This is a genomic window from Mesorhizobium sp. UC74_2 (genome assembly GCF_042701485.1).
Lineage (GTDB): Bacteria > Pseudomonadota > Alphaproteobacteria > Rhizobiales > Rhizobiaceae > Mesorhizobium.
The window spans coordinates 3844932-3863759 of sequence record NZ_CP170562.1; the positions used below are offsets into that span (position 1 = coordinate 3844932).

20 protein-coding genes are annotated in these 18828 nt (G+C 64.4%); 13 read left to right on the top strand and 7 right to left on the bottom strand.

Annotation, left to right across the window (positions count from 1 at the left end; all coding sequences use genetic code 11):
- The first annotated feature begins 4 nt into the window (after positions 1–4).
- From ACFJIU_RS18710 to ureG, 12 genes are all read left to right on the top strand, one after another.
- A complete protein-coding gene (locus tag ACFJIU_RS18710; protein ID WP_379062382.1) occupies positions 5–1720 on the top strand; it encodes a glycerol-3-phosphate dehydrogenase/oxidase in 1716 nt (571 codons plus the stop codon).
- Positions 1711–2550, top strand: coding sequence for a class I fructose-bisphosphate aldolase (locus tag ACFJIU_RS18715; RefSeq protein ID WP_379062384.1), 840 nt, complete (start codon positions 1711–1713; stop codon positions 2548–2550). Before ACFJIU_RS18710 ends, ACFJIU_RS18715 begins: the two co-directional genes overlap by 10 nt.
- Before the next feature lie 61 nt (positions 2551–2611).
- Positions 2612–4126, top strand: a complete 1515-nt coding sequence (locus ACFJIU_RS18720) for an FGGY-family carbohydrate kinase (protein ID WP_379062386.1) — start codon at positions 2612–2614, stop codon at positions 4124–4126.
- A complete protein-coding gene (locus ACFJIU_RS18725) occupies positions 4123–5730 on the top strand; it encodes a GMC family oxidoreductase (RefSeq protein ID WP_379062388.1) in 1608 nt (535 codons plus the stop codon). Before ACFJIU_RS18720 ends, ACFJIU_RS18725 begins: the two co-directional genes overlap by 4 nt.
- A 54-nt stretch (positions 5731–5784) precedes the next feature.
- Positions 5785–6621: an urease accessory protein UreD gene (locus ACFJIU_RS18730; protein WP_379062390.1), complete on the top strand. Its 837-nt coding sequence runs from the start codon at positions 5785–5787 to the stop codon at positions 6619–6621.
- Positions 6622–6657: 36 nt separating this feature from the next.
- Entirely contained in the window at positions 6658–6960 is a 303-nt protein-coding gene (locus ACFJIU_RS18735; protein ID WP_379062392.1) for an urease subunit gamma, read from the top strand.
- A gap of 40 nt (positions 6961–7000) precedes the next feature.
- A complete protein-coding gene (locus ACFJIU_RS18740) occupies positions 7001–7591 on the top strand; it encodes a HupE/UreJ family protein (protein ID WP_379062394.1) in 591 nt (196 codons plus the stop codon).
- A 7-nt stretch (positions 7592–7598) separates the two neighbouring features.
- Positions 7599–7904: an urease subunit beta gene (locus tag ACFJIU_RS18745; protein ID WP_379073158.1), complete on the top strand. Its 306-nt coding sequence runs from the start codon at positions 7599–7601 to the stop codon at positions 7902–7904.
- Between the two features lie 49 nt (positions 7905–7953).
- A complete protein-coding gene (gene ureC / locus ACFJIU_RS18750) occupies positions 7954–9666 on the top strand; it encodes an urease subunit alpha (protein WP_379062396.1) in 1713 nt (570 codons plus the stop codon).
- A gap of 17 nt (positions 9667–9683) precedes the next feature.
- Complete coding sequence (gene ureE / locus ACFJIU_RS18755) at positions 9684–10196, top strand: urease accessory protein UreE (RefSeq protein WP_379073159.1); 513 nt, start codon at positions 9684–9686, stop codon at positions 10194–10196.
- Positions 10153–10848 (top strand): urease accessory protein UreF, encoded by a 696-nt coding sequence (locus ACFJIU_RS18760; protein ID WP_379073160.1) that lies wholly within the window; start codon positions 10153–10155, stop codon positions 10846–10848. Before ureE ends, ACFJIU_RS18760 begins: the two co-directional genes overlap by 44 nt.
- The gene (ureG, locus tag ACFJIU_RS18765) at positions 10845–11483 is read left to right on the top strand and encodes an urease accessory protein UreG (RefSeq protein WP_379062398.1); all 639 of its coding nucleotides are present in this window, start codon (positions 10845–10847) and stop codon (positions 11481–11483) included. The genes ACFJIU_RS18760 and ureG overlap by 4 nt, the downstream gene beginning before the upstream one ends.
- Before the next feature lie 8 nt (positions 11484–11491).
- Here ureG and ACFJIU_RS18770 read toward each other — a convergent pair whose 3' ends face one another.
- Both ACFJIU_RS18770 and ACFJIU_RS18775 read right to left on the bottom strand, forming a co-directional pair.
- On the bottom strand, positions 11492–12172 hold the full coding sequence (locus tag ACFJIU_RS18770; RefSeq protein WP_379062400.1) for a LytTR family DNA-binding domain-containing protein: 681 nt from the start codon (positions 12170–12172) through the stop codon (positions 11492–11494).
- Positions 12169–12360 (bottom strand): hypothetical protein, encoded by a 192-nt coding sequence (locus ACFJIU_RS18775; protein WP_379062402.1) that lies wholly within the window; start codon positions 12358–12360, stop codon positions 12169–12171. Before ACFJIU_RS18775 ends, ACFJIU_RS18770 begins: the two co-directional genes overlap by 4 nt.
- Positions 12361–12559: 199 nt before the next feature.
- Here ACFJIU_RS18775 and ACFJIU_RS18780 point away from each other — a divergent pair, with 199 nt between their 5' ends.
- Entirely contained in the window at positions 12560–14368 is a 1809-nt protein-coding gene (locus ACFJIU_RS18780) for an FAD-binding protein (protein ID WP_379062404.1), read from the top strand.
- A gap of 27 nt (positions 14369–14395) precedes the next feature.
- Here the strand turns inward: ACFJIU_RS18780 and phnN are convergent, their stop codons facing one another.
- The 5 genes from phnN to phnD all read right to left on the bottom strand — a co-directional run bounded on the left by phnN (position 14396) and on the right by phnD (position 18811).
- Entirely contained in the window at positions 14396–14968 is a 573-nt protein-coding gene (gene phnN, locus ACFJIU_RS18785) for a phosphonate metabolism protein/1,5-bisphosphokinase (PRPP-forming) PhnN (protein ID WP_379062406.1), read from the bottom strand.
- Positions 14961–16100, bottom strand: coding sequence for an alpha-D-ribose 1-methylphosphonate 5-triphosphate diphosphatase (locus tag ACFJIU_RS18790; RefSeq protein ID WP_379062408.1), 1140 nt, complete (start codon positions 16098–16100; stop codon positions 14961–14963). The genes phnN and ACFJIU_RS18790 overlap by 8 nt, the downstream gene beginning before the upstream one ends.
- Before the next feature lies 1 nt (position 16101).
- Complete coding sequence (locus ACFJIU_RS18795) at positions 16102–16827, bottom strand: DUF1045 domain-containing protein (RefSeq protein WP_379073161.1); 726 nt, start codon at positions 16825–16827, stop codon at positions 16102–16104.
- Positions 16827–17648, bottom strand: a complete 822-nt coding sequence (gene phnE / locus ACFJIU_RS18800; protein WP_379062409.1) for a phosphonate ABC transporter, permease protein PhnE — start codon at positions 17646–17648, stop codon at positions 16827–16829. The genes ACFJIU_RS18795 and phnE overlap by 1 nt, the downstream gene beginning before the upstream one ends.
- Positions 17649–17818: 170 nt before the next feature.
- The gene (phnD, locus tag ACFJIU_RS18805) at positions 17819–18811 is read right to left on the bottom strand and encodes a phosphonate ABC transporter substrate-binding protein (RefSeq protein WP_379062411.1); all 993 of its coding nucleotides are present in this window, start codon (positions 18809–18811) and stop codon (positions 17819–17821) included.
- Between the last annotated feature and the right edge of the window lie 17 nt (positions 18812–18828).

Consider the following 18828-nt stretch of genomic DNA (forward strand, 5'->3'; position numbering starts at 1 on the left):
CGACATGACGCGCAACGAAACACTCGCCGCGCTGCGAGAGCGGCCGGATATTGCCGTGCTGGTGATCGGCGGCGGCATCAACGGCATCAGCGTCTTCCGTGAGCTGGCCTTGCAGGGCGTCGACGTGCTGCTGGCCGAAAAGGGCGACTATTGCAGCGGCGCCAGCGCCGCGCTGTCGCGTATGGTGCATGGCGGCCTGCGCTATCTGGAAAATGGTGAATTCAAGCTGGTGAAGGAATCGCTGCTCGAGCGTGACCGGCTGCTGCGCAATGCTCCCCACTATGTCGCGCCGCTGCCAACCACCGTGCCGATCTTCGACATCTTCTCCGGCATCGCCAACGGCGCAGTGCGTTTCCTCGGCCTGACCCGGCGTCCGAGCCGGCGTGGCGCGCTCGTCATCAAGGCGGGACTGACGCTCTACGACGTCTTCACGGCGTCGCGACGGCTGATGCCCGTGCACAGTTTTCGTGGTGCCCGGAAAACGCTCGCGACGTGGCCGGCGATCAATCCGGCGACGCGCAGCTCCGCGACCTATTACGACGCCTGGGTGAGCCGGCCGGAACGGCTAGGCCTGGAGATGCTGCACGACGCCATGGCGGCCTCGCCCACGGCGCATGCACTCAACTATGCACAGGTCGGTTCCGATGAGGGCGGCCTGACGCTGACCGACACCATCACCGGCGAAGCGCTGCCGGTGCGCCCTCGCCTGATCATCAACGCCACCGGCGGCTGGATCGACCTCACCAACAGGTCAATCGGTGCATCCGCACCGACCATGATGGGTGGCACCAAGGGGTCGCATATCATCGTCGACAGCCAGGAACTGCACAACGCTCTCGCCGGCCAGATGATCTATTACGAAAACGAGGACGGACGCATCTGCATCCTGTTCCCCTATCTCGGCAAGGTGCTGATCGGCTCGACCGATATCCGTGTCGACGATCCAGATCAGGTGCGTTGCGAGGATGACGAGCTGCGCTATATCCTGCAGTCGCTCGCCTTTGTCTTTCCGTCGATCAAGATAGCCGAAGAGGAGATCGTCTTCCGCTTCTCCGGCGTGCGGCCATTGCCGGCCAGCGAGGACAGTTTCACGGGACGCATCCCGCGTGACCATTTCTGCGAATTCGTCGAACCGATCGGCGCGTTGCCGGCAACGCTGTGCATGATCGGGGGGAAATGGACCACCTTCCGTTCCTTCGGCGCAATGGCCGCCGACATGGCGCTGGAACGACTGGGGTTGACACGCGAAATCGGGACCGAAGACCTCGCGATCGGCGGCGGCAGGGATTTCCCTGCGGACCCCGCGACATGGTGCGCAGCCCTGGCGTCCGAATACAGGATCAGCAAGGCGCGCACGCAGACCCTGCTGGAGCGGTACGGCAGTTCGGCCCGCGCTATCGCCGACGAGCTTTCCAGGACTGCTGACACCATGCTGCCGGGCTACGGCTACAGCCACAATGAAATCCGGCTGATCGTCGAGCGTGAGCAGGTCGAGACGCTGGCCGACATCTTCCTGCGCCGCACCACCATCGCCATCACCGGCGGCCTGACGACAGAGCTTGTCGACGCAGTGCTCGATATCCTCGCCGCCCACAAGATATGGAGTGCCGAGCAGGCTGCGCAGGAACGCGCCGCGTTCCTTGCTTTGCTCAAGCACCAGCACGGCGTCGACCTATCCAATCCCTCCGAGACAGACAAAAGGAGCGCGATATGCGCGTGAACAAAAAAGTCCGCATGAACAGGCTGTTCGGCAACGGCCGTTGCCTCGACGTCGCCATCGACCACGGCGTTTGCAACGAGCCGAGCTTCCTGGTCGGGCTGGAGGACATGGCCGGCGTGGTGGAGAAGCTGGTGAAGGCGGGCCCAGACGCCATCCAGATGAATTACGGCCAGGCCGACCTGCTCCAGGAGGTTGCGGGCAAGGACAAGCCCGCGCTGGTCATGCGCATCGACATGGGTAACCCCTACAACCGCATCCGCCACCGCGCGATGTGGGCGGTGCTGCAGAACGAGGCCGAGCCGCTGGTCGGCGCGATCGAGATGGACGCCGCCTGCGTGGTGGTGAACCTGTTCATGCTGCCCGACGAACCCGACCTGTTCAGGCAATGCGTCCAGAACATCGCTCGCGTGCGTGCCGACTGCGAGAAGTACGGCATGCCGCTGATGATCGAACCGCTGGCCATGCTGCCGGTGGAACAGGGCGGCTACATGGTGGACGGCGATGCCGAGAAGATCGTGACGCTGACGCGGCTGGCGCGCGAGATGGGCGCCGACATCATCAAGGCCGATCCGACCACCCGGGCGGAAGATTTTCATCGCGTGGTGGAAACGGCGCGCTGCCCGGTGCTGGTGCGCGGCGGCGGCAAGGAGGACCTGCGTGCCGTGTTCGACAAATCGGCCGCACTGATGGCGCAGGGCGCGCTCGGCATGGTTTACGGCCGCAACATCTACCAGCACGCCAACCCGAGCGCCGTCGTGCGCGGCCTGATGGCGATCATCCACGACAACGCGGATGGCGCCACGGCCTGGGACCTGTACAACCGGGCGTAAGAGGACTGATGCCATGTCCTTCTCCCCTTGTGGGAGAAGGGAACACCTCGGGAGGAGACCGATGGGTCGTTACATTCTGGGCCTCGATGCCGGCAACACCGTCATCAAGGCCATCATCTTCGACACGACCGGTCGGGAGCTGGCGGTTGCCGCGCTCGACGGCCGCTCGTCGATGCCGAAGCCTGGCCATGTCGAACGCGATCTCAATGAACTCTGGGCCAACGCTGTCACGGTCATCCGCCGCTGCATCGAGCAGGCCGGCATCGAAACAGGCGACATAGTCGCGATCGGCTGCGCCGGACACGGCAACGGCCTCTACGCGCTGGACCGTGACGGCGCACCGCTGATCGGCATCCAGTCGCTCGACACGCGCGGGGTCGGCATCGTCGCCGAATGGGCCGTGGCCAATGTCGGCGACCGCACTTATCCCTATTGCCTGCAGCGGCCCTGGGCGGCGCAAACGCCGACGCTGCTTGCCTGGATCAAGCGCTTCGCACCGGATCTGTTCCGGCGTATCGGCACCGTGTTCCTGTGCAAGGACTTCGTCGTCAATCGGCTGACCGGCGCGCGCTCGAGCGACACCACCGACATGTCGGGCTGCGGCCTGCTCAGCATGCCGGCGCGCCGCTATGAGCAAGGCCTGCTTGCCGCCTACGGTCTCGACGACTGCATGGACCTGTTGCCGCCGGCGTTGGAGTCGGCGGAGATCGCCGGCCGTGTCACAGCACAGGTCGCGGCGCTGACAGGGCTGAAGGCTGGAACGCCGGTGATCGCCGGCCTGTTCGACGTGGTGGCGAGCGCGATCGGCTCGGGCGTGACGCGCACGGGTGCTGCCTCGATCATCGCCGGCACCTGGAGCATCAACCAGGTCATCACCGACGAACCTATCCGCGATCCGTCGATCTTCATGCTCTCCACCTTCGACCCGCAGCGTTACCTGGCGATCGAATCCAGTGCCACTTCGGCAGCCAACCTCGAATGGATCGCCCGCGAATTCCTCGAACACGAGGTGGGCGATGGGAAGTCACCGTTCGATCACGCCAGCGAACTGGTCGCTTCCGTCGATCCGGCCGGCGACGTGCCGATCTACCACCCGTTCCTCTATGGTTCGCAGCAGAACGGGCGCGCACGCGCCGGCTTCTACGGCATCGCCGGCTGGCATGGCCGCGCACATATGCTGCGGGCGCTGTTCGAGGGTGTCGCCTTCGAACACAAGCGCCATGTCGAGACACTCTACCGGGCCGGCGCGCATTTCGATGAGGCGGTGCTGTCCGGCGGCGGCTCGCGCAGCGGGGTCTGGGCGCAGATCTTCGCCGATGTGCTGTGCGTGCCCGTCACCGTGGCGAGGAGCCGCGAGACCGGTGCGCTCGGCGCCGCGATCGCCGCCGGCACCGGCGTTGGTGCCTTCACCGACTTCGCGACAGGGGCCGCGGCGATGACTTCGGCCGCGCGGCTTTATACGCCCAATGGCTCGATTGCCCCTGCCTATGCCGCGCGCTACCAACTCTATGGCGAGATCAACCAGGCGATGAACCCGATGTGGGACCGCATCGCCAAGATGCAGGCGCAGCCGTGACCGAACCCGCTTCCTTCGGCGAATTCGACTTCGTGATCGTCGGCGCTGGTTCCGCCGGCTGCGTGCTCGCGAACCGCCTGTCAGCCGACCCGCGCAACAAGGTGCTTCTGCTCGAAGCCGGCGGCAGCGATCGCTACCACTGGGTCGATATCCCGATCGGCTATCTCTACTGCATGGGCAATCCGCGCACCGACTGGCTGATGAAGACCGAGCCGGATGCCGGCCTCAACGGACGCAGCCTCAACTATCCGCGCGGCAAGGTGCTCGGCGGCTGCTCGTCCATCAACGGCATGATCTACATGCGCGGCCAGGCGGCCGACTATGACGGCTGGCGCCAGGCCGGCAATGGTGGCTGGGGCTGGGACGACGTGCTGCCCTATTTCCGCAAGTCGGAGGATTATCACGGCGGCAACAGCGCCATGCACGGCGCCGGTGGCGAATGGCGGGTAGAGAAGCAGCGCCTGTCCTGGCCGATCCTCGATGCCTTCCGTGATGCGGCCGAGGAGCTCGGCATTCCACGCACCGAAGACTTCAACAGCGGCACCAATGAAGGTTCCGGCTATTTCGAGGTCAACCAGAAGAAAGGCGTGCGCTGGAACACCTCCAAGGCGTTCCTGCGCGGCATCGCCGACCGCCCCAACCTGCGCGTCTTGACCGGCGCCGAAACCGAACGGCTCGCCTTCGATGGACGCCGCGTCACCGGCGTGGTCTTTCACCATGAAGGCAGATTGCTGATCGCCAAGGCTGCAGAAACGGTCCTGGCAGCCGGCGCCATCAACTCGCCGAAGATCCTCGAACTGTCCGGTATCGGCAGGCCGGAACTCCTGTCCGACCTGGGCATCGAGACGCGGCACGCCTTGGAAGGCGTCGGCGAAAACCTGCAGGACCATCTGCAGATCCGCACCGTGTTCAAGGTCAAGAACGCCGATACGCTGAACCAGCGCTATCACAACCTCGTGCGCCGCGCGGCGATGGGTGCGGAATACGCGCTGTGGCGCACCGGCCCCCTTTCAATGGCGCCGAGCCAGCTCGGCATCTTCGCCCGCTCGGACGCAAGGCTTGCCACGCCGGACCTCGAATATCACGTGCAGCCACTCAGCACCGACCGGCTGGGCGAGCCGCTGCATCGTTTCCCGGCGGTAACGGTCTCGGTCTGCAACCTGCGGCCTGAAAGCCGCGGAAGCGTGCATATGGAAAGCGCCGATCCGAAAGCGGCGGCGAAAATCCGGCCGAATTATCTCTCGACGGAAGGAGACCGCCATGTCGCGGTCGCTTCGATTGAACACGCACGCCGGCTGATGAAGGCAAAGGCGATCGCCCGCTTCGAGCCGGAGGAGATGTTGCCCGGGCCACAGGTAATCAGCCGCGACGACCTGGTGCGCAAGGTGGGCGACATCGCCACGACGATCTTCCACCCCGTCGGCACCTGCAAGATGGGCTCGGACGCCATGGCGGTGGTCGATGAGCGGCTGCGCGTGCACGGCCTCGGCGGCCTTCGTGTCGTCGATGCCTCGATCATGCCGACCATCGTCTCCGGCAACACCAACTCTCCGGTTATCATGATCGCGGAAAAAGCGTCCGAGATGATCCTGCAGGATCGGTAGACAAGTCTTCGCACTCTCTTAAAGTGGCCTGCGACAAGGCTCGAAGGGGCGCGCATGCTGACGAAGACCGAAAGCCTGGCGGCTCTTGCCCCGCAACGCGCGCAGGGGCAAGGCAGCATCCTGGTGGAACAGCGACATGGTCGATCGCGCGTCGCCCGCCTCTTCCAGGAGGGCTGCGCCAAGATCCGCATGCCGCGTGTGATGCGCGACCCATTCGAAGCGATCCTCATCAACACCGCCGGCGGACTGACCGGAGGTGATCGTCTGAACTGGACCGTCCAGGCGAACGAAGGCACGTCGGCAGTCATCACCACCCAGGCCTGTGAGCGCATCTACAAGTCGCCCGAGAGCGCAGCCGTCGTCGAAACGCGGCTGTCTGCCGGAAAAGGCACACATCTTGCTTGGCTTCCTCAGGAGACGATCCTGTTCGACCGTTCGGCACTGTCGCGCCGGCTGGAGGTCGACATCCACGGCAACGCCGTTGTGCTGCTGGTGGAAGCCGTGGTGTTTGGACGGCAAGCGATGGGAGAGATTGTGACGGAAACGCGTTTCCATGACCGCTGGCGGGTTCGCGTCGAGGGACGACCGATCCACGCCGAAGACTTCCGGCTGGGCCCGGATTTCGCCGCGCAACTGGGACGCGCCGCCATCGCCGGCGGCCAGCGCGCCCTGGCGACGGTCCTGCTGGTCGCCCCCGAGGCCGGACGCCACCTGGACGCGACGCGTGCGATCGTCGGCGAGGATGGTGCGGTCAGCAACTGGCAGGTGAGCGGCGTCGAAAAGTTGCTGGCGAGGCTTCATGCGCCGGACAGCTACACCTTGCGCAAGCGACTGGCACCCTTGCTGCGACTGCTGAATGGGCAGCCGCTGCCCAAAGTTTGGTCAATCTAGAGACATGCGAAACAACGAAACGGGCCGGTTGAAACCATGAACCTCACACCCCGGGAGAAGGACAAGCTCTTGATCGCCATGGCGGCGATGGTCGCGCGCCGCCGGCTGGAACGGGGCGTCAAGCTCAACCACCCGGAAGCGATCGCGCTGATTTCCGATTTCCTCGTCGAAGGCGCGCGCGACGGCCGCTCAGTCGCCGACCTCATGGAGGCAGGCGCACATGTCATCACCCGCGCCCAGGTCATGGAGGGCGTCGCGGAGATGATCCATGACGTTCAGGTCGAGGCGACATTTCCCGACGGCACCAAGCTGGTGACCGTGCATGAACCGATCCGTTGAGAACGGCAGAAAAGGCAAGGACAGAGGAGAGGCGACAGTCATGAAGAAGACGACCATGATCACCACGATGGCGCTCAGCCTGGCGGCCAGCCCGGCTTTCGCCCATCTCAACCCCGCCGAACACGGCTCCTTCGCCGCCGGCTTCAGCCATCCACTGTTCGGTCCGGACCATATCCTCGCCATGGTGGCGGTAGGCCTGTGGGCGGCAATGCTCGGCGGACGGGCATTGTTCATGGTGCCAGCGGCTTTTGTCGGCGTGATGCTGTTGGGTTTTGTCGCCGGTCTCTACGGCATGCCGTTGCCGCTGGTGGAGCCGATGATCCTGGCTTCCGTGGTGGTGCTTGGCCTGCTCGTCGCGCTGGCGCTGCGGGTACCAACGGCAGCCGGTGCCGTCATCGTCGGCTTCTTTGCCTTCTTCCATGGCCATGCGCATGGCGCCGAAATCGGCGCCGCAGCATTCGCCTCCTACGCCGCGGGTTTCGCGCTGTCGACCGCGCTTCTCCATGGCGCCGGTATCCTGACCGGCATCGGCCTTGGGCGCTTGGGCGCACGCGACAGGGCGCTTGTCGCCATGCGCGTCGCCGGTGGCGCGACGGCGCTGGCCGGTCTTGCACTGGCCATCAGCGGGTGAGGCCATGATGATCCCGGGAGAAATCATCACGCCGGACGGCGACATCGAGCTGAACCGGGCGGCTGAAGCCATCACCATCAAGGTCGCCAACACCGGCGACCGGCCGATCCAAGTCGGCAGCCACTATCACTTCTTCGAGGTCAATGCGGCGTTGCGCTTCGATCGTAAAAAGGCACGCGGCCTGCGGCTGGACATTGCTGCCGGCACAGCCGTCCGGTTCGAACCGGGACAGGAGCGAGACGTCTCGCTGGTTCCCTTCGGCGGCGAACGCACGATCTACGGCTTTCGCCAGATGGTGATGGGAAAACTGTGAGCCTGCGGCCGGTTCGCCGGCCTCCGCATTCCTTCGACGGAGACATTCGATGCCAGCCAGGATAAGCCGCGCCACCTACGCGCAGATGTACGGACCGACGACCGGCGACAAGGTGCGGCTGGCCGATACGGAACTCTTCATCGAGGTGGAAAGGGATTTCACGATCTACGGCGAGGAGGTGAAATTCGGCGGCGGCAAGGTGATCCGCGACGGCATGGGGCAAAGCCAGCTCTCGCGTGCCGAAGGCGCCATGGACACGGTGGTTACCAACGCGCTGATCGTCGACCATACAGGCGTCTACAAAGCCGATGTCGGGCTTCTGGGTGGGCGCATCGCCGCGATCGGCAAGGCCGGCAATCCCGATACCCAGCCCGGTGTCAGCATCGTCATCGGACCCGGCACGGAAATCATCGCCGGTGAAGGGCGTATCCTGACCGCCGGCGGTATCGACAGCCACATCCATCTCATCTCGCCGCAGCAGGTGGAAGAGGCCCTGACCTCCGGTGTCACCTGCATGGTGGGCGGCGGCACCGGGCCTGCGCATGGAACGCTCGCCACCACCTGCACGCCAGGCCCGTGGCATCTCACGCGCATGATCCAGGCCTTCGACGGCATGCCGATGAACATCGGCCTGTTCGGCAAGGGCAATGCCTCGCTGCCGGGGGCTCTCGAAGAGATGGTGCTTGGCGGCGCCTGCGGCCTGAAGCTGCATGAAGACTGGGGCACCACGCCCGCGGCCATCGACAATTGCCTGGCCGTTGCCGACCGCTTCGACGTGCAGGTTGCCATCCACACCGACACGCTGAACGAAAGCGGCTTCGTCGAGGACACGCTTGCCGCCTTCAAGGGCCGGACGATCCACTCGTTCCACACGGAAGGCGCCGGCGGCGGCCACGCGCCCGATATCATCCGCGTCTGCCAGTATCCCAACGTGCTGCCGGCTTCGACGAACCCGACCCGGCCCTACACGATCAACACGGTGGCCGAACATCTCGACATGCTGATGGTCTGCCATCACCTTTCGCCATCGATCCCCGAAGACATCGCCTTCGCGGAAAGCCGCATCCGCAAGGAGACCATCGCGGCCGAGGATATCCTGCACGACATGGGCGCGTTCTCGATCATCTCGTCCGACAGCCAGGCGATGGGCCGCGTCGGCGAGATGGTGATCCGCTGCTGGCAGACCGCCGACAAGATGAAGCGGCAGCGTGGGTCGCTGGCCGAGGATGCTGCCGGCAACGACAATTTCCGTGTCCGCCGCTATGTCGCCAAATACACGATCAATCCTGCCATCGCCCACGGCATGGCGCATGAAATCGGCTCCGTCGAAATCGGCAAGCGCGCGGACCTCGTGCTGTGGAACCCAGCCTTCTTCGGAGTGAAACCCGACATGGTGCTGCTTGGCGGGATAATCGCGACGGTGCCGATGGGCGACCCGAACGGCTCCATCCCGACGCCGCAGCCAGTGCATTTCAGGCCGATGTTCGGCGCCTTCGGCAAGGCGCTCAGTGCAAGCTCGGTGACTTTCGTGTCGCAGGCCGCGCTGGCCTCCGGCCTGCGCGAAAAGATCGGCATCGACAAGCAGATGGTGGCGGTCGCCAACACGCGCGGCGGCATCGGCAAGCGCTCGATGATACTCAACGACGCGATGCCGGCCATGGAAGTCGACCCGGAGACCTATGAGGTGCGCGCCGACGGCAGGCTGCTGACCTGCCCGCCGGCGGAAACCGTGGCGCTGGCACAGCGCTATTTCCTGTTCTGAGCAACGAGGGGAAGCCCATCATGAGGGCCATCGAGATCATCCGCGCCGACGGGACACGCAGTCAGCGACCACCCGCCGATCATGCCGTGCTCGAACGCGACGAACGGCATCTGCGTCGCAAGCTCATTCTGCTGGCGAGCGGCGAAAAGCTGCTGGCCGATTTCACCGAGTCGGTGGTGCTGGAACATGGCGACAGGCTGCTGACCGAAGACGGCCGCGAGATCGAAATCCGGGCTGCGCGCGAGGCTCTGCTGGAAATCCGCGGGCGCGACGCGCTGCATATAGCCGAACTCGCCTGGCATATCGGCAACCGGCACCTCGCCGCACAGATCGAAGGCGATCGCATCCTGATCCTGCGCGACCATGTCATCAAGGCGATGCTCGAGGGACTGGGAGCAAGACTGCGCGAAATCGACGCCATCTTCAGCCCATTGCGCGGCGCCTATTCCGGTGGGCACCATCATCACCACGATGACGACCACCACCATGATCACCATCACGGTGGGAGCCATGGCCACCACCACGACTGATCACGCCCTGCTGAGGCTGCTGGCCTGGCTCTCGCCGGTATTCCCGGTCGGTTCCTACAGCTACAGCCATGGCCTCGAACAGGCGGTACAGGACGGGCTGGTCGTCGACACCGGCGGCCTGGAAGCCTGGCTGAGCGACCTTGTCGAATGCGGATCGGCCTGGAACGACGCCGTGCTGCTCGCCGAGAGCTGGCGACTGGCGCGCGAGGATCAAGATCTCGCCGGCCTCGTGGCGCTGGCGGAGGCCCTGGCCGGCGGCCGCGAACGCCATCTGGAAAGCCTCTCGCAGGGTTCGGCCTTCCTGGACGCCGCGCGCAGCTGGCCTTGCGCGGTCCTGCAGCGCCTGCCGCGTCCCTGCGCCTATCCGGTCGCGGTTGGTGCGGTCGCCGGCGCTCACGACATCACGTTGAACAGCACGCTTGCCGCGTTCCTGCAGGCCTTCACGCTTAACCAGCTGCAGGCCTCGATCCGTCTCTCGGTGACCGGCCAAAGCGGCGTCACGATGCTGATGGCGCGACTGGAACCTGTTGTTCTCGATACCGCGCGACGCGCTGCGCATGCGACCCTCGACGATCTCGGCTCTGCGACCTTCCTTGGCGAGGTCATGGCCATCAAACATGAAACCCTGCATTCGAGGCTCTTTCGCTCATGACACAGAAAAATGGCCCCTTGCGCGTCGGCATCGGCGGACCTGTCGGCTCAGGCAAGACGACGCTGACAGAGAAACTCTGCAAGGCACTGCGCGAGCGCTATTCGATCGCGGTGGTGACCAACGACATCTATACGCGCGAGGATGCTCTGATCCTGGCGCGACACCAGGCGCTGCCGGAAGACCGCATCATGGGCGTGGAAACCGGCGGCTGCCCGCACACGGCCATACGCGAGGACGCATCCATCAATCTGCAGGCGATCGCCGAGATGAACCGGCGTTTTCCCGATCTCGATATCGTCTTCATCGAATCGGGCGGCGACAACCTCGCCGCCACCTTTTCGCCGGACCTTGCCGACCTGACGCTTTACGTCATCTCGGTCTGCCAGGGTGAGGAAATCCCGCGCAAGGGCGGTCCGGGCATCACCCGCTCCGATTTCCTGGTGATCAACAAGAGCGATCTGGCTCCTCACGTCCATGTCGATCTCGAGGTGATGGAGGCCGATGCCACCAGGATGCGCGGCAAGCGTCCATTCGTGTTCACCGACCTGCATCGCGGCAAGGGCCTGCAGGAGGTTGTGGACTTCATCGTCGAGCATGGCGGCCTGGGTGAAGAAACGACGAGGCTCTCCGCCTGAGACGCAGATCAGGCCACGCGAGCGTCCGGCTTCGCGGCATCTGCCGCATCGAGCAGGTGCCGGTAACGCCGCGATCCCCTGATCTCCGCCCCCTCACCGGTCCGGATACGAACATCGCCATCGCCCAGCGGAACGATTTCGACAATCTTTGCGCGGTTGACGATCCACGAGCGGTGCACGCGCACGGCATCGACACCGGCCTCCCTCAATTGCGCCTCAAGCGCAGAGAGGCTGATACGCGCGAGATGCGTGCTGCCTCTGGCATGCACGTCGACGTAGTTGGCGGCGGCACGTGCCCACTCGACCGCATGCGCATCGAGGAGGATGGTGCGGCCACCTGATTTCAGCGTCAGGCGTGCGGGTTCGCTCTGTCTTTCCCGCCGGGAGTGCGGGCGATTGAACTCGATGCCACGCACCAGCGTCAGCATCAGCAGGATCGTGGCATAGGTCAGCGCGTCCTTGCGATATTCATAGGCAAGGTCGGTCAGCGGCTCATCGAAGAAATTGTAGGCCTGCCCCAGGGCGATGGCGAAGACGACCTTGCGCAGCAGAACCATGCCGGCGACATGCAGCGCCGAAAAAACGATGCTGCCGATGACATGGACAACTATCGCGCGTGGCAGACCAGCTATGGCCAGCCGAAAGCGCCGTTCCCACAGCGCCACCAGCGGCACCAGTATCACGATCACGATCGCACTCGAATATTCCTGGATCCGGGAATGCGGCCATCCAGGACACGTCCGCTGCGCATCGCGTCGGTGTTCAACGTCGTTGCATTGACGAAGGCGATGACAGCCAGAAAGGCGGCGGCCAGCAGCAAAACGCGCAGCAGGATGCGGCGATCGAGGTCGATCCGGTCGGCGGGTGGTTTCGTCATGGAAACGATCATGCCCGACCGGCTCGAACTGGAAAAGACCGATGTTCGGCACTGGTCCCGGCAGGGCCGCCGCTCGTCCCTCGAAACATTTTCGCTGCCGCCGTTCGTCCCATCGGGCCAAGTCTCATCCCCTGACTGTTCTTCTCGGGGAACCTTTGCCGTAGCCCTTCCGCTCGCAGCTGACGTGGAGACGACGGACATGAACAGGCGGGATTTCATGCAGATGATGGCAGCGACCGCTCCCATCGCCCTGGGCGGATGGGGTGATGCGTCCGCAGGCGCCGTGCAGATGCCGGCCAGAGTGCGTCCGGGCGACGCTGGCTGGCCGTCGCAGCAGGCGTGGGAAAAGCTCCGCCAGGGCGTCGGCGGCCGGCTTATGAAACTGGCCTCCCCCTTCGATGCCTGTGCTCGCTCAGCGGATAGCGCCGACTGTGCACAATTCTGGCAGAGACTTCATAACCCGTTCCACCTCGGCGACGACCCGTCACTTACCCAGACACTCGGATGGGTCGGCGCCTGGACGTCGCGGCCCAGCGCCTATGCGGTGGCTGCGCGTTCGACCGCGGATGTGGTGGCGGCCGTGAATTTCGCCCGCGACAACAAATTGCGGCTGGTGATCAAGGGCGGCGGTCACAGTTACCAGGGCACGTCCAACGCGGCGGACTCGCTCCTGATCTGGACCCGCCATATGGATGACGTGACCATCCATGACAGCTTCCAGCCGTCAGGCTGCAAGGGGCAAGCCATGCCCGCGGTCTCGGTCGGGGCCGGTGTGTTGTGGGGCAAGGCCTATGATGCGGTCAGCACCAAGGCGGGCCGTTACGTGCAGGGCGGCGGCTGCCTGACAGTCGGTGTCGCCGGCCTGATCCAGAGCGGCGGCTTCGGCAGCTTCTCCAAGGCTTATGGGCTGGCTGCCGGGAGCATGCTGGAAGCGGAGGTGGTCAGCGCCGATGGCCAGGTCAGGATCGCCAATGCCTGCACCAACCCCGATCTCTACTGGGCACTCAAGGGCGGCGGAGGCGGAAGCTTCGGTGTCGTCACCAGGCTGACCCTGCGCACGCATGCCTTGCCGGAGTTCTTCGGCGTCGTCGCGATGACCGTCCGGGCCAGTTCCGACGAGAATTACAAACGGCTGATCGCGCGTGTCATGGACTTCTATGCAGATGCCCTGTTCAATCCGAACTGGGGCGAACAGATCATCTTCCGCGCCGGCAATGTGCTGGTCATCAACATGCTCTTCCAGGGGATAGGCCAGAAAGAGGCCGAGGCAATCTGGGGCCCATTCCTTGACTGGCTGCGTGCTGAAAATCAGGCTTTCCAGTTCCAGGCTGATCCTGTCTTCATCGCCGCTCCAGCGCGCCATTTCTGGGATCCGCGGTTCCTCGAAAAGGTTCCCGGCGCCGTGCTGCTCGACGATCGTCCCGGCGCGTCAGCTGACAACATCTTCTGGGCCGGCAACCTCAAGGAAGCAGGCCAGGTGTTGCACGGCTACCAGTCGGCCTGGCTGCCAGCCTCACTGCTTGCCGATGACCGGCGCGATGCACTGGCCGAAATGCTGTTTGCGGCAAGCCGCCACCGAAGCGTGTCATTGCACACCAACAAAGGGCTCGCCGGAGCTCTCCCCGCAGTCATGGAACAGGCACACGACACCGCGACCAACCCGGTGGCGCTGGATGCCTTCGCGCTTTTGATCAGCGCAGCCGAAGGACCTCCCGCCTATCCCGGCGCTGCCGGCCACGAGCCCGACCTTGCCATGGCACGGAAGAATGCCACCGCCATCGACAAAGCGATGGACGAGGTAAGGCGCCTTGTTCCTGAACCCGGCTCTTATGTCGCCGAAAGCAACTTCTTCGAGGAGCGCTGGCAGGACGCATTCTGGGGAGCGCATTATCCACGGCTGCTCGCCGTGAAGGACCGCTACGATCCTGATGGACTGTTCTTCGGCCATCACGGCATCGGCAGCGAGCGCTGGAGCGCTGACGGTTTCACCAGACTTGCCGGACGCTGACGATATGCCGGCCGCCGCGCCAACAGGCTATGACGCCAGCGACAGCCTGCCGGTGATGATCGAAACCAGCGCTTCGCCGGGGGTCCGCAGTTCGGTGCTGTTGTCGATGGTGATGTCCTGGCCATAGGCGCCGAGCTTCAGTCCTCGTTCGACACGGCGGCCGATCTCTTCCGCGGTCTCGCGTCCGCGCGCCGAAAGCCTGGCCGCGATGATCTCCGGCCTGGCAGTCAGCCCGACCACGATGACATTGGCAAAGGCGGCACGAATGTCGTCGATCGCGCCGCGCGATCCGTTGGCGATGGCGGTGCCGCCACGATCGACATGATCCATGGAGCTGCGCGGCAAGGCATAGCTCAACCCGTTCGCCCGCCAGCTCACGGCGAAGCGTCCGGTTAGCCTCGCCTCGTCGAAGGCAGTCTCGCTCAGGCTGTCATGGTCTTCCGCCTCGGCCGTCGCTTCGCGCGTGACGATGCGGCGCACGAACAGGATGTCGCTGCGATCGGCCAGACGCTCACGCGCATAGCCGATGACGCTGTCCTTGCCGGCACCACTTGGGCCGACCACGACGACGAGCGTCCCCTGCAACCTTGTGTCAGGCAACGCGACGGCCCTCGCGCCAGACGGAGCGCACGACCGGGACACCCTTGCCGTGGCGCACGCGCACGACGTCGCCACGCAGTCCCGGCGCGATGCGGCCACGGTCGGTCAGGCCAACCGTACGCGCCGGCGCGGCGGTCACCAGCTTGATCGTCTCGTTGAGCGGCCTGCCTTGCGGGCCATCGGCCAGGATGAACGGCGCCTGCATCAGGCTGAACGGCACATAGTCGGACGACAGCACGTCGAGCACGCCGGCCTCGGCCAGTTCCCTCGCCGCGATATTGCCGGAATGCGACTTGCCGCGAACGATGTTGGGGGCCCCCATCATCACCGAGATGCCGGCTTCATGCGACGCCCTGGCAGCTTCCATGCTGGTCGGGAACTCCGCCAGCTTGACGCCGAAGGCGATCGATTCCTCGACATGCTCGACCGTGGCGTCGTCATGGCTGGCGAGTGCGATGCCGCGCTCGCTGCAGGCCTCGACGATGGTCTTGCGGTGCGTGGCGGAATATTTCTGCGAAGCGGCGACACGCTTGGCCATGAAGCGCTCGAAAGCCGCATCGTCCAGCCCGCGCTTGGTCTTGTAGTAGAGCGCATACTGGTCCAGCGTCTGGAATTGCCGCTGGCCGGGCGCGTGGTCCATCAGCGAAGCGAGCCGCACGAAACCGTCGGTCTTGAAGTCTTCATACTGGTCGATCACGTCGGCTGCCGAGACTTCGCAGCGCAGGTGGATGAGGTGGCTGGCGCGCAGCCGATCTTCGGCAACGGCGACCTCGATGGCGTCCGCGATGGCGCGCATCTCGCCTTTCTGGAAGCCACCATCCTCGTCGGAACCCAGGCGCAGGCAGTCGAAGACGGTGGTGATGCCCGACGCAACCACCTGCGCGTCATGTGCCTGCAGGGCAGCGATGGAATCCCAGCGCACGCCCGGGCGCGGCGAATAGTGAGCCTCGAGATGGTCCGTGTGCAGTTCAACCAGGCCTGGGACGACATAGTCACCCTCGCAGTCCTCGCCGATTGCCGCCGCGCCGCTATCGATCGCGGCGATCTTGCCGTTACGAAACAGGACCGATCCGTTGATGATCTCGTCCTCGAGGACGACGCGGGCATTTTTCAGGACGATATCTTGTGGCATCTCAGGCAGACTTTCTGGCTTCAAGTGGCCGCAGTGGCCGGTAGGAATGCACGGTGAAGGGCGCGCCGGCTTCACGCTCGATGAACAGGGCAAGGCCGTCGATGGCGAGGGGATGTCCCGTGAACGCTTCGAAGCGGCGTTCCAGCGCCGGCTGTACCCGCGCCAGCGTCTCCTCCGGCAGGCGCTCGCTCAGCGTCATGTGGAAACGGAACTCGTCCATCACGAAGGGGTAGCCATGGCGCCTGAGGTAGGCGGCCTGGCGCGTGGTGAGCTTCGAAGGATCGCGACGCTCGATTTCGGCTTCGGTCAGCGCTGCCCGTACCGGCGCGAAATGCAGGACCGCATCGGCGGCGAAGGCGGAAAGCTGGTATTCCGCTTCCGTCGGCAACAGCGCGAGGAAAGAGCCGAGTTGTCCCAGCGGACCCAGTTGCCCGATCCGCAGGCCCTCGATGAAGAACGAGGTGGTCTTGGCACAGAACCGGTCGAAGCTCTCTTCGAGATCGGCCAGGCCAACACCGTCGGCGAGCCGGAACGGCGCGACGATGGTACCGTGGAAACCGTAACGGCGCGGCTCGCCCGTCAGCCGGGAGATTTCCTCCGCCGGCAAGCCGTCGAAGGACGGCGCCGCAAGCAGTTCGCCCGAAAAAGCATCGCGGCCGAGCCAGTTGGCCGCGGCCCTGGTCAGCGGATCGTGCTCGGAAGGCGTGAAATAGACTGCGTAGCGCATCACAGGAACAGCTTTCGCAACTGCTGCGAGATGACGTCGATCAAAGACACCGTCACCAGCATGATGATGAGCATTGCGGCAGCTTCAGGGTAGTAGAAGCCACGGATGCTCTCGAACAGCACCTGGCCGATGCCGCCAGCGCCGATGACGCCGAGTACGGTGGCGGCACGCACGTTGGATTCGAAACGATAGAGCGCATAGGACATCCACAGTGGGAGAACCTGCGGCACCACGCCGAAGACCACTTCCTGCAGGCGCGTCGCACCGGTGGCGCGGATCGCCTCGACCGGGCGCGGGTCGATCGCCTCGACGGCTTCGGAGAACAGCTTGGCCAGGATGCCGGTCGTATGGATGAACAGCGCCATGACGCCGGCAAAAGGCCCGAGGCCGACGGCGACGACGAACAGCACGGCGTATACGAGCTCATGGATGGAGCGGAACAGGTCCATCAGCCGGCGCACCGGCTGGACGATGTACCACGGCGCCATGTTGGAAGCCGAAAGGATGCCGAACGGAACCGCGAGGATCGCCGCCAGGAACGTGCCCCACAGCGCGATCTGGATGGTGACCAGCATCTCCTGCAGATAGTAGCGCCATTCCCCGAAATTCGGGTGCGAGAAACCCGCCGCATATTGCGCCATGTTGCCGGCATCGGTGAAGAGATAGGTCCAGCGGAACATCTCTGCCGGCGCCCAGCTCCAGATCAGGAGCACAGCCAGGCCGAGCCAGGTGACGGCGGTCCAGGCATCGCGGGTCCAGTCGCGTCCGATCTCGGGGCGTGGTTTCTCGTTTTCACCGATATGCGTCGTTTGGGTCATCATCGCGCTCGCTGGAGCATGATCCCGAAAAGACTTTTCCGGACAAAGATCATGCGAGAAAACATGAGGGTCGAGCGGAATCCATCTTCATCACATCCCGCTCTTGGGTCATGCCGGGCGTCAATCCGCCCGGCATGATATGTCGAGGCCGAGATCGATCGGCCCGGAGCCGATCAGCTCTGGCCCTTGGCCTTGATCTTGGCTTCGTAGCCGGCCTTCTCGGCATCGATCTTCTCGATCTTGGCCTTCTTGTCGGCTTCCGAGAGGTTGGCGTCGGCTTCGATCTTGGCCTTGGCCTTGGTCAGCTCCATGACGCGGATCGGCAGCAGCTGATCGTTGTCCGAGGCACGGAACGGCGCCCACTGCAGGCCGGCCAGGATTTCCTTTTCCTTGGCGACGTCACCCTTCGACTTGTCGGTGCCGTAGGTCAGGATGAAGTTCTTCAGCTTGTCCTTGGTCGCCTGCGGCAGTTCCTTGCGCCAGACGATCGGGTCGGACGGGATCAGCGGCGATTTCCAGATCACCTTGATCTTGGCAAAGGCTGCAGGCTGGTTCTTCTCGATGAGGGCGAGGTTCTCGGTGTTGTTGGCGGCAGCGTCGAGCTGGCCGTTGGCAACGGCCATGGCGTTGGTCTCGTGGTTGGCGTTGGTGACCGCCTTGAAGCAGTTCTTCGGATCGACCTTGTTGGCCGCGAAGACGAAGGTGGTCGGAACGAGGTAGCCAGAGGTCGAGTTCGGATCGCCGAGGCCGAAGTTCAGGGTCTTGTCGCACTTCAGCAGATCTTCGACGGTGTTCAGCTTGCTGTCCTTCGGCGCCAGGATCAGCGACCAGTAGCCAGGGTTGCCGTCAACGGAGACGGTCTGGGCGAAGATCTCGCCATCGGCGCGATCCACCGCTTCCATGGCCGACTTGTTGCCGTACCAGGCCATCTGTACCTTGCCGAAACGCATGCCTTCGATGACGCCGGCATAGTCCGAAGCGAAGAACGGCTTCACGTCGAGGCCGGTTTCCTTCTTCATGTCGGCGAGGAAGGGCTCCCACTTCGGCTTGAGGTTCTGCTGGGACTCGGTCGAGATGATGCCGAAGTTGATCTCCTCGGCATAAGCGGCACCGGTGAGGGTGAAGGCGATCGCCGTGGCGGCGATGGCCTTGAGCATAGCGTTCATGTCAACGTCTCCTGTTG

Bases quoted from the DNA above. Each gene is read 5' to 3' on its own strand.
- ACFJIU_RS18710 (WP_379062382.1), top strand. From the start codon at position 5: ATGACGCGCAACGAAACACTCGCCGCGCTGCGAGAGCGGCCGGATATT.
- ACFJIU_RS18715 (WP_379062384.1), top strand. From the start codon at position 1,711: ATGCGCGTGAACAAAAAAGTCCGCATGAACAGGCTGTTCGGCAACGGC.
- ACFJIU_RS18720 (WP_379062386.1), top strand. From the start codon at position 2,612: ATGGGTCGTTACATTCTGGGCCTCGATGCCGGCAACACCGTCATCAAG.
- ACFJIU_RS18730 (WP_379062390.1), top strand. From the start codon at position 5,785: ATGCTGACGAAGACCGAAAGCCTGGCGGCTCTTGCCCCGCAACGCGCG.
- ACFJIU_RS18735 (WP_379062392.1), top strand. From the start codon at position 6,658: ATGAACCTCACACCCCGGGAGAAGGACAAGCTCTTGATCGCCATGGCG.
- ACFJIU_RS18740 (WP_379062394.1), top strand. From the start codon at position 7,001: ATGAAGAAGACGACCATGATCACCACGATGGCGCTCAGCCTGGCGGCC.
- ACFJIU_RS18745 (WP_379073158.1), top strand. From the start codon at position 7,599: ATGATCCCGGGAGAAATCATCACGCCGGACGGCGACATCGAGCTGAAC.
- ureC (WP_379062396.1), top strand. From the start codon at position 7,954: ATGCCAGCCAGGATAAGCCGCGCCACCTACGCGCAGATGTACGGACCG.
- ACFJIU_RS18760 (WP_379073160.1), top strand. From the start codon at position 10,153: ATGATCACCATCACGGTGGGAGCCATGGCCACCACCACGACTGATCAC.
- ureG (WP_379062398.1), top strand. From the start codon at position 10,845: ATGACACAGAAAAATGGCCCCTTGCGCGTCGGCATCGGCGGACCTGTC.
- ACFJIU_RS18775 (WP_379062402.1), bottom strand. From the start codon at position 12,360: ATGACGAAACCACCCGCCGACCGGATCGACCTCGATCGCCGCATCCTG.
- ACFJIU_RS18780 (WP_379062404.1), top strand. From the start codon at position 12,560: ATGAACAGGCGGGATTTCATGCAGATGATGGCAGCGACCGCTCCCATC.
- ACFJIU_RS18790 (WP_379062408.1), bottom strand. From the start codon at position 16,100: ATGCCACAAGATATCGTCCTGAAAAATGCCCGCGTCGTCCTCGAGGAC.
- ACFJIU_RS18795 (WP_379073161.1), bottom strand. From the start codon at position 16,827: ATGCGCTACGCAGTCTATTTCACGCCTTCCGAGCACGATCCGCTGACC.
- phnE (WP_379062409.1), bottom strand. From the start codon at position 17,648: ATGATGACCCAAACGACGCATATCGGTGAAAACGAGAAACCACGCCCC.
- phnD (WP_379062411.1), bottom strand. From the start codon at position 18,811: ATGAACGCTATGCTCAAGGCCATCGCCGCCACGGCGATCGCCTTCACC.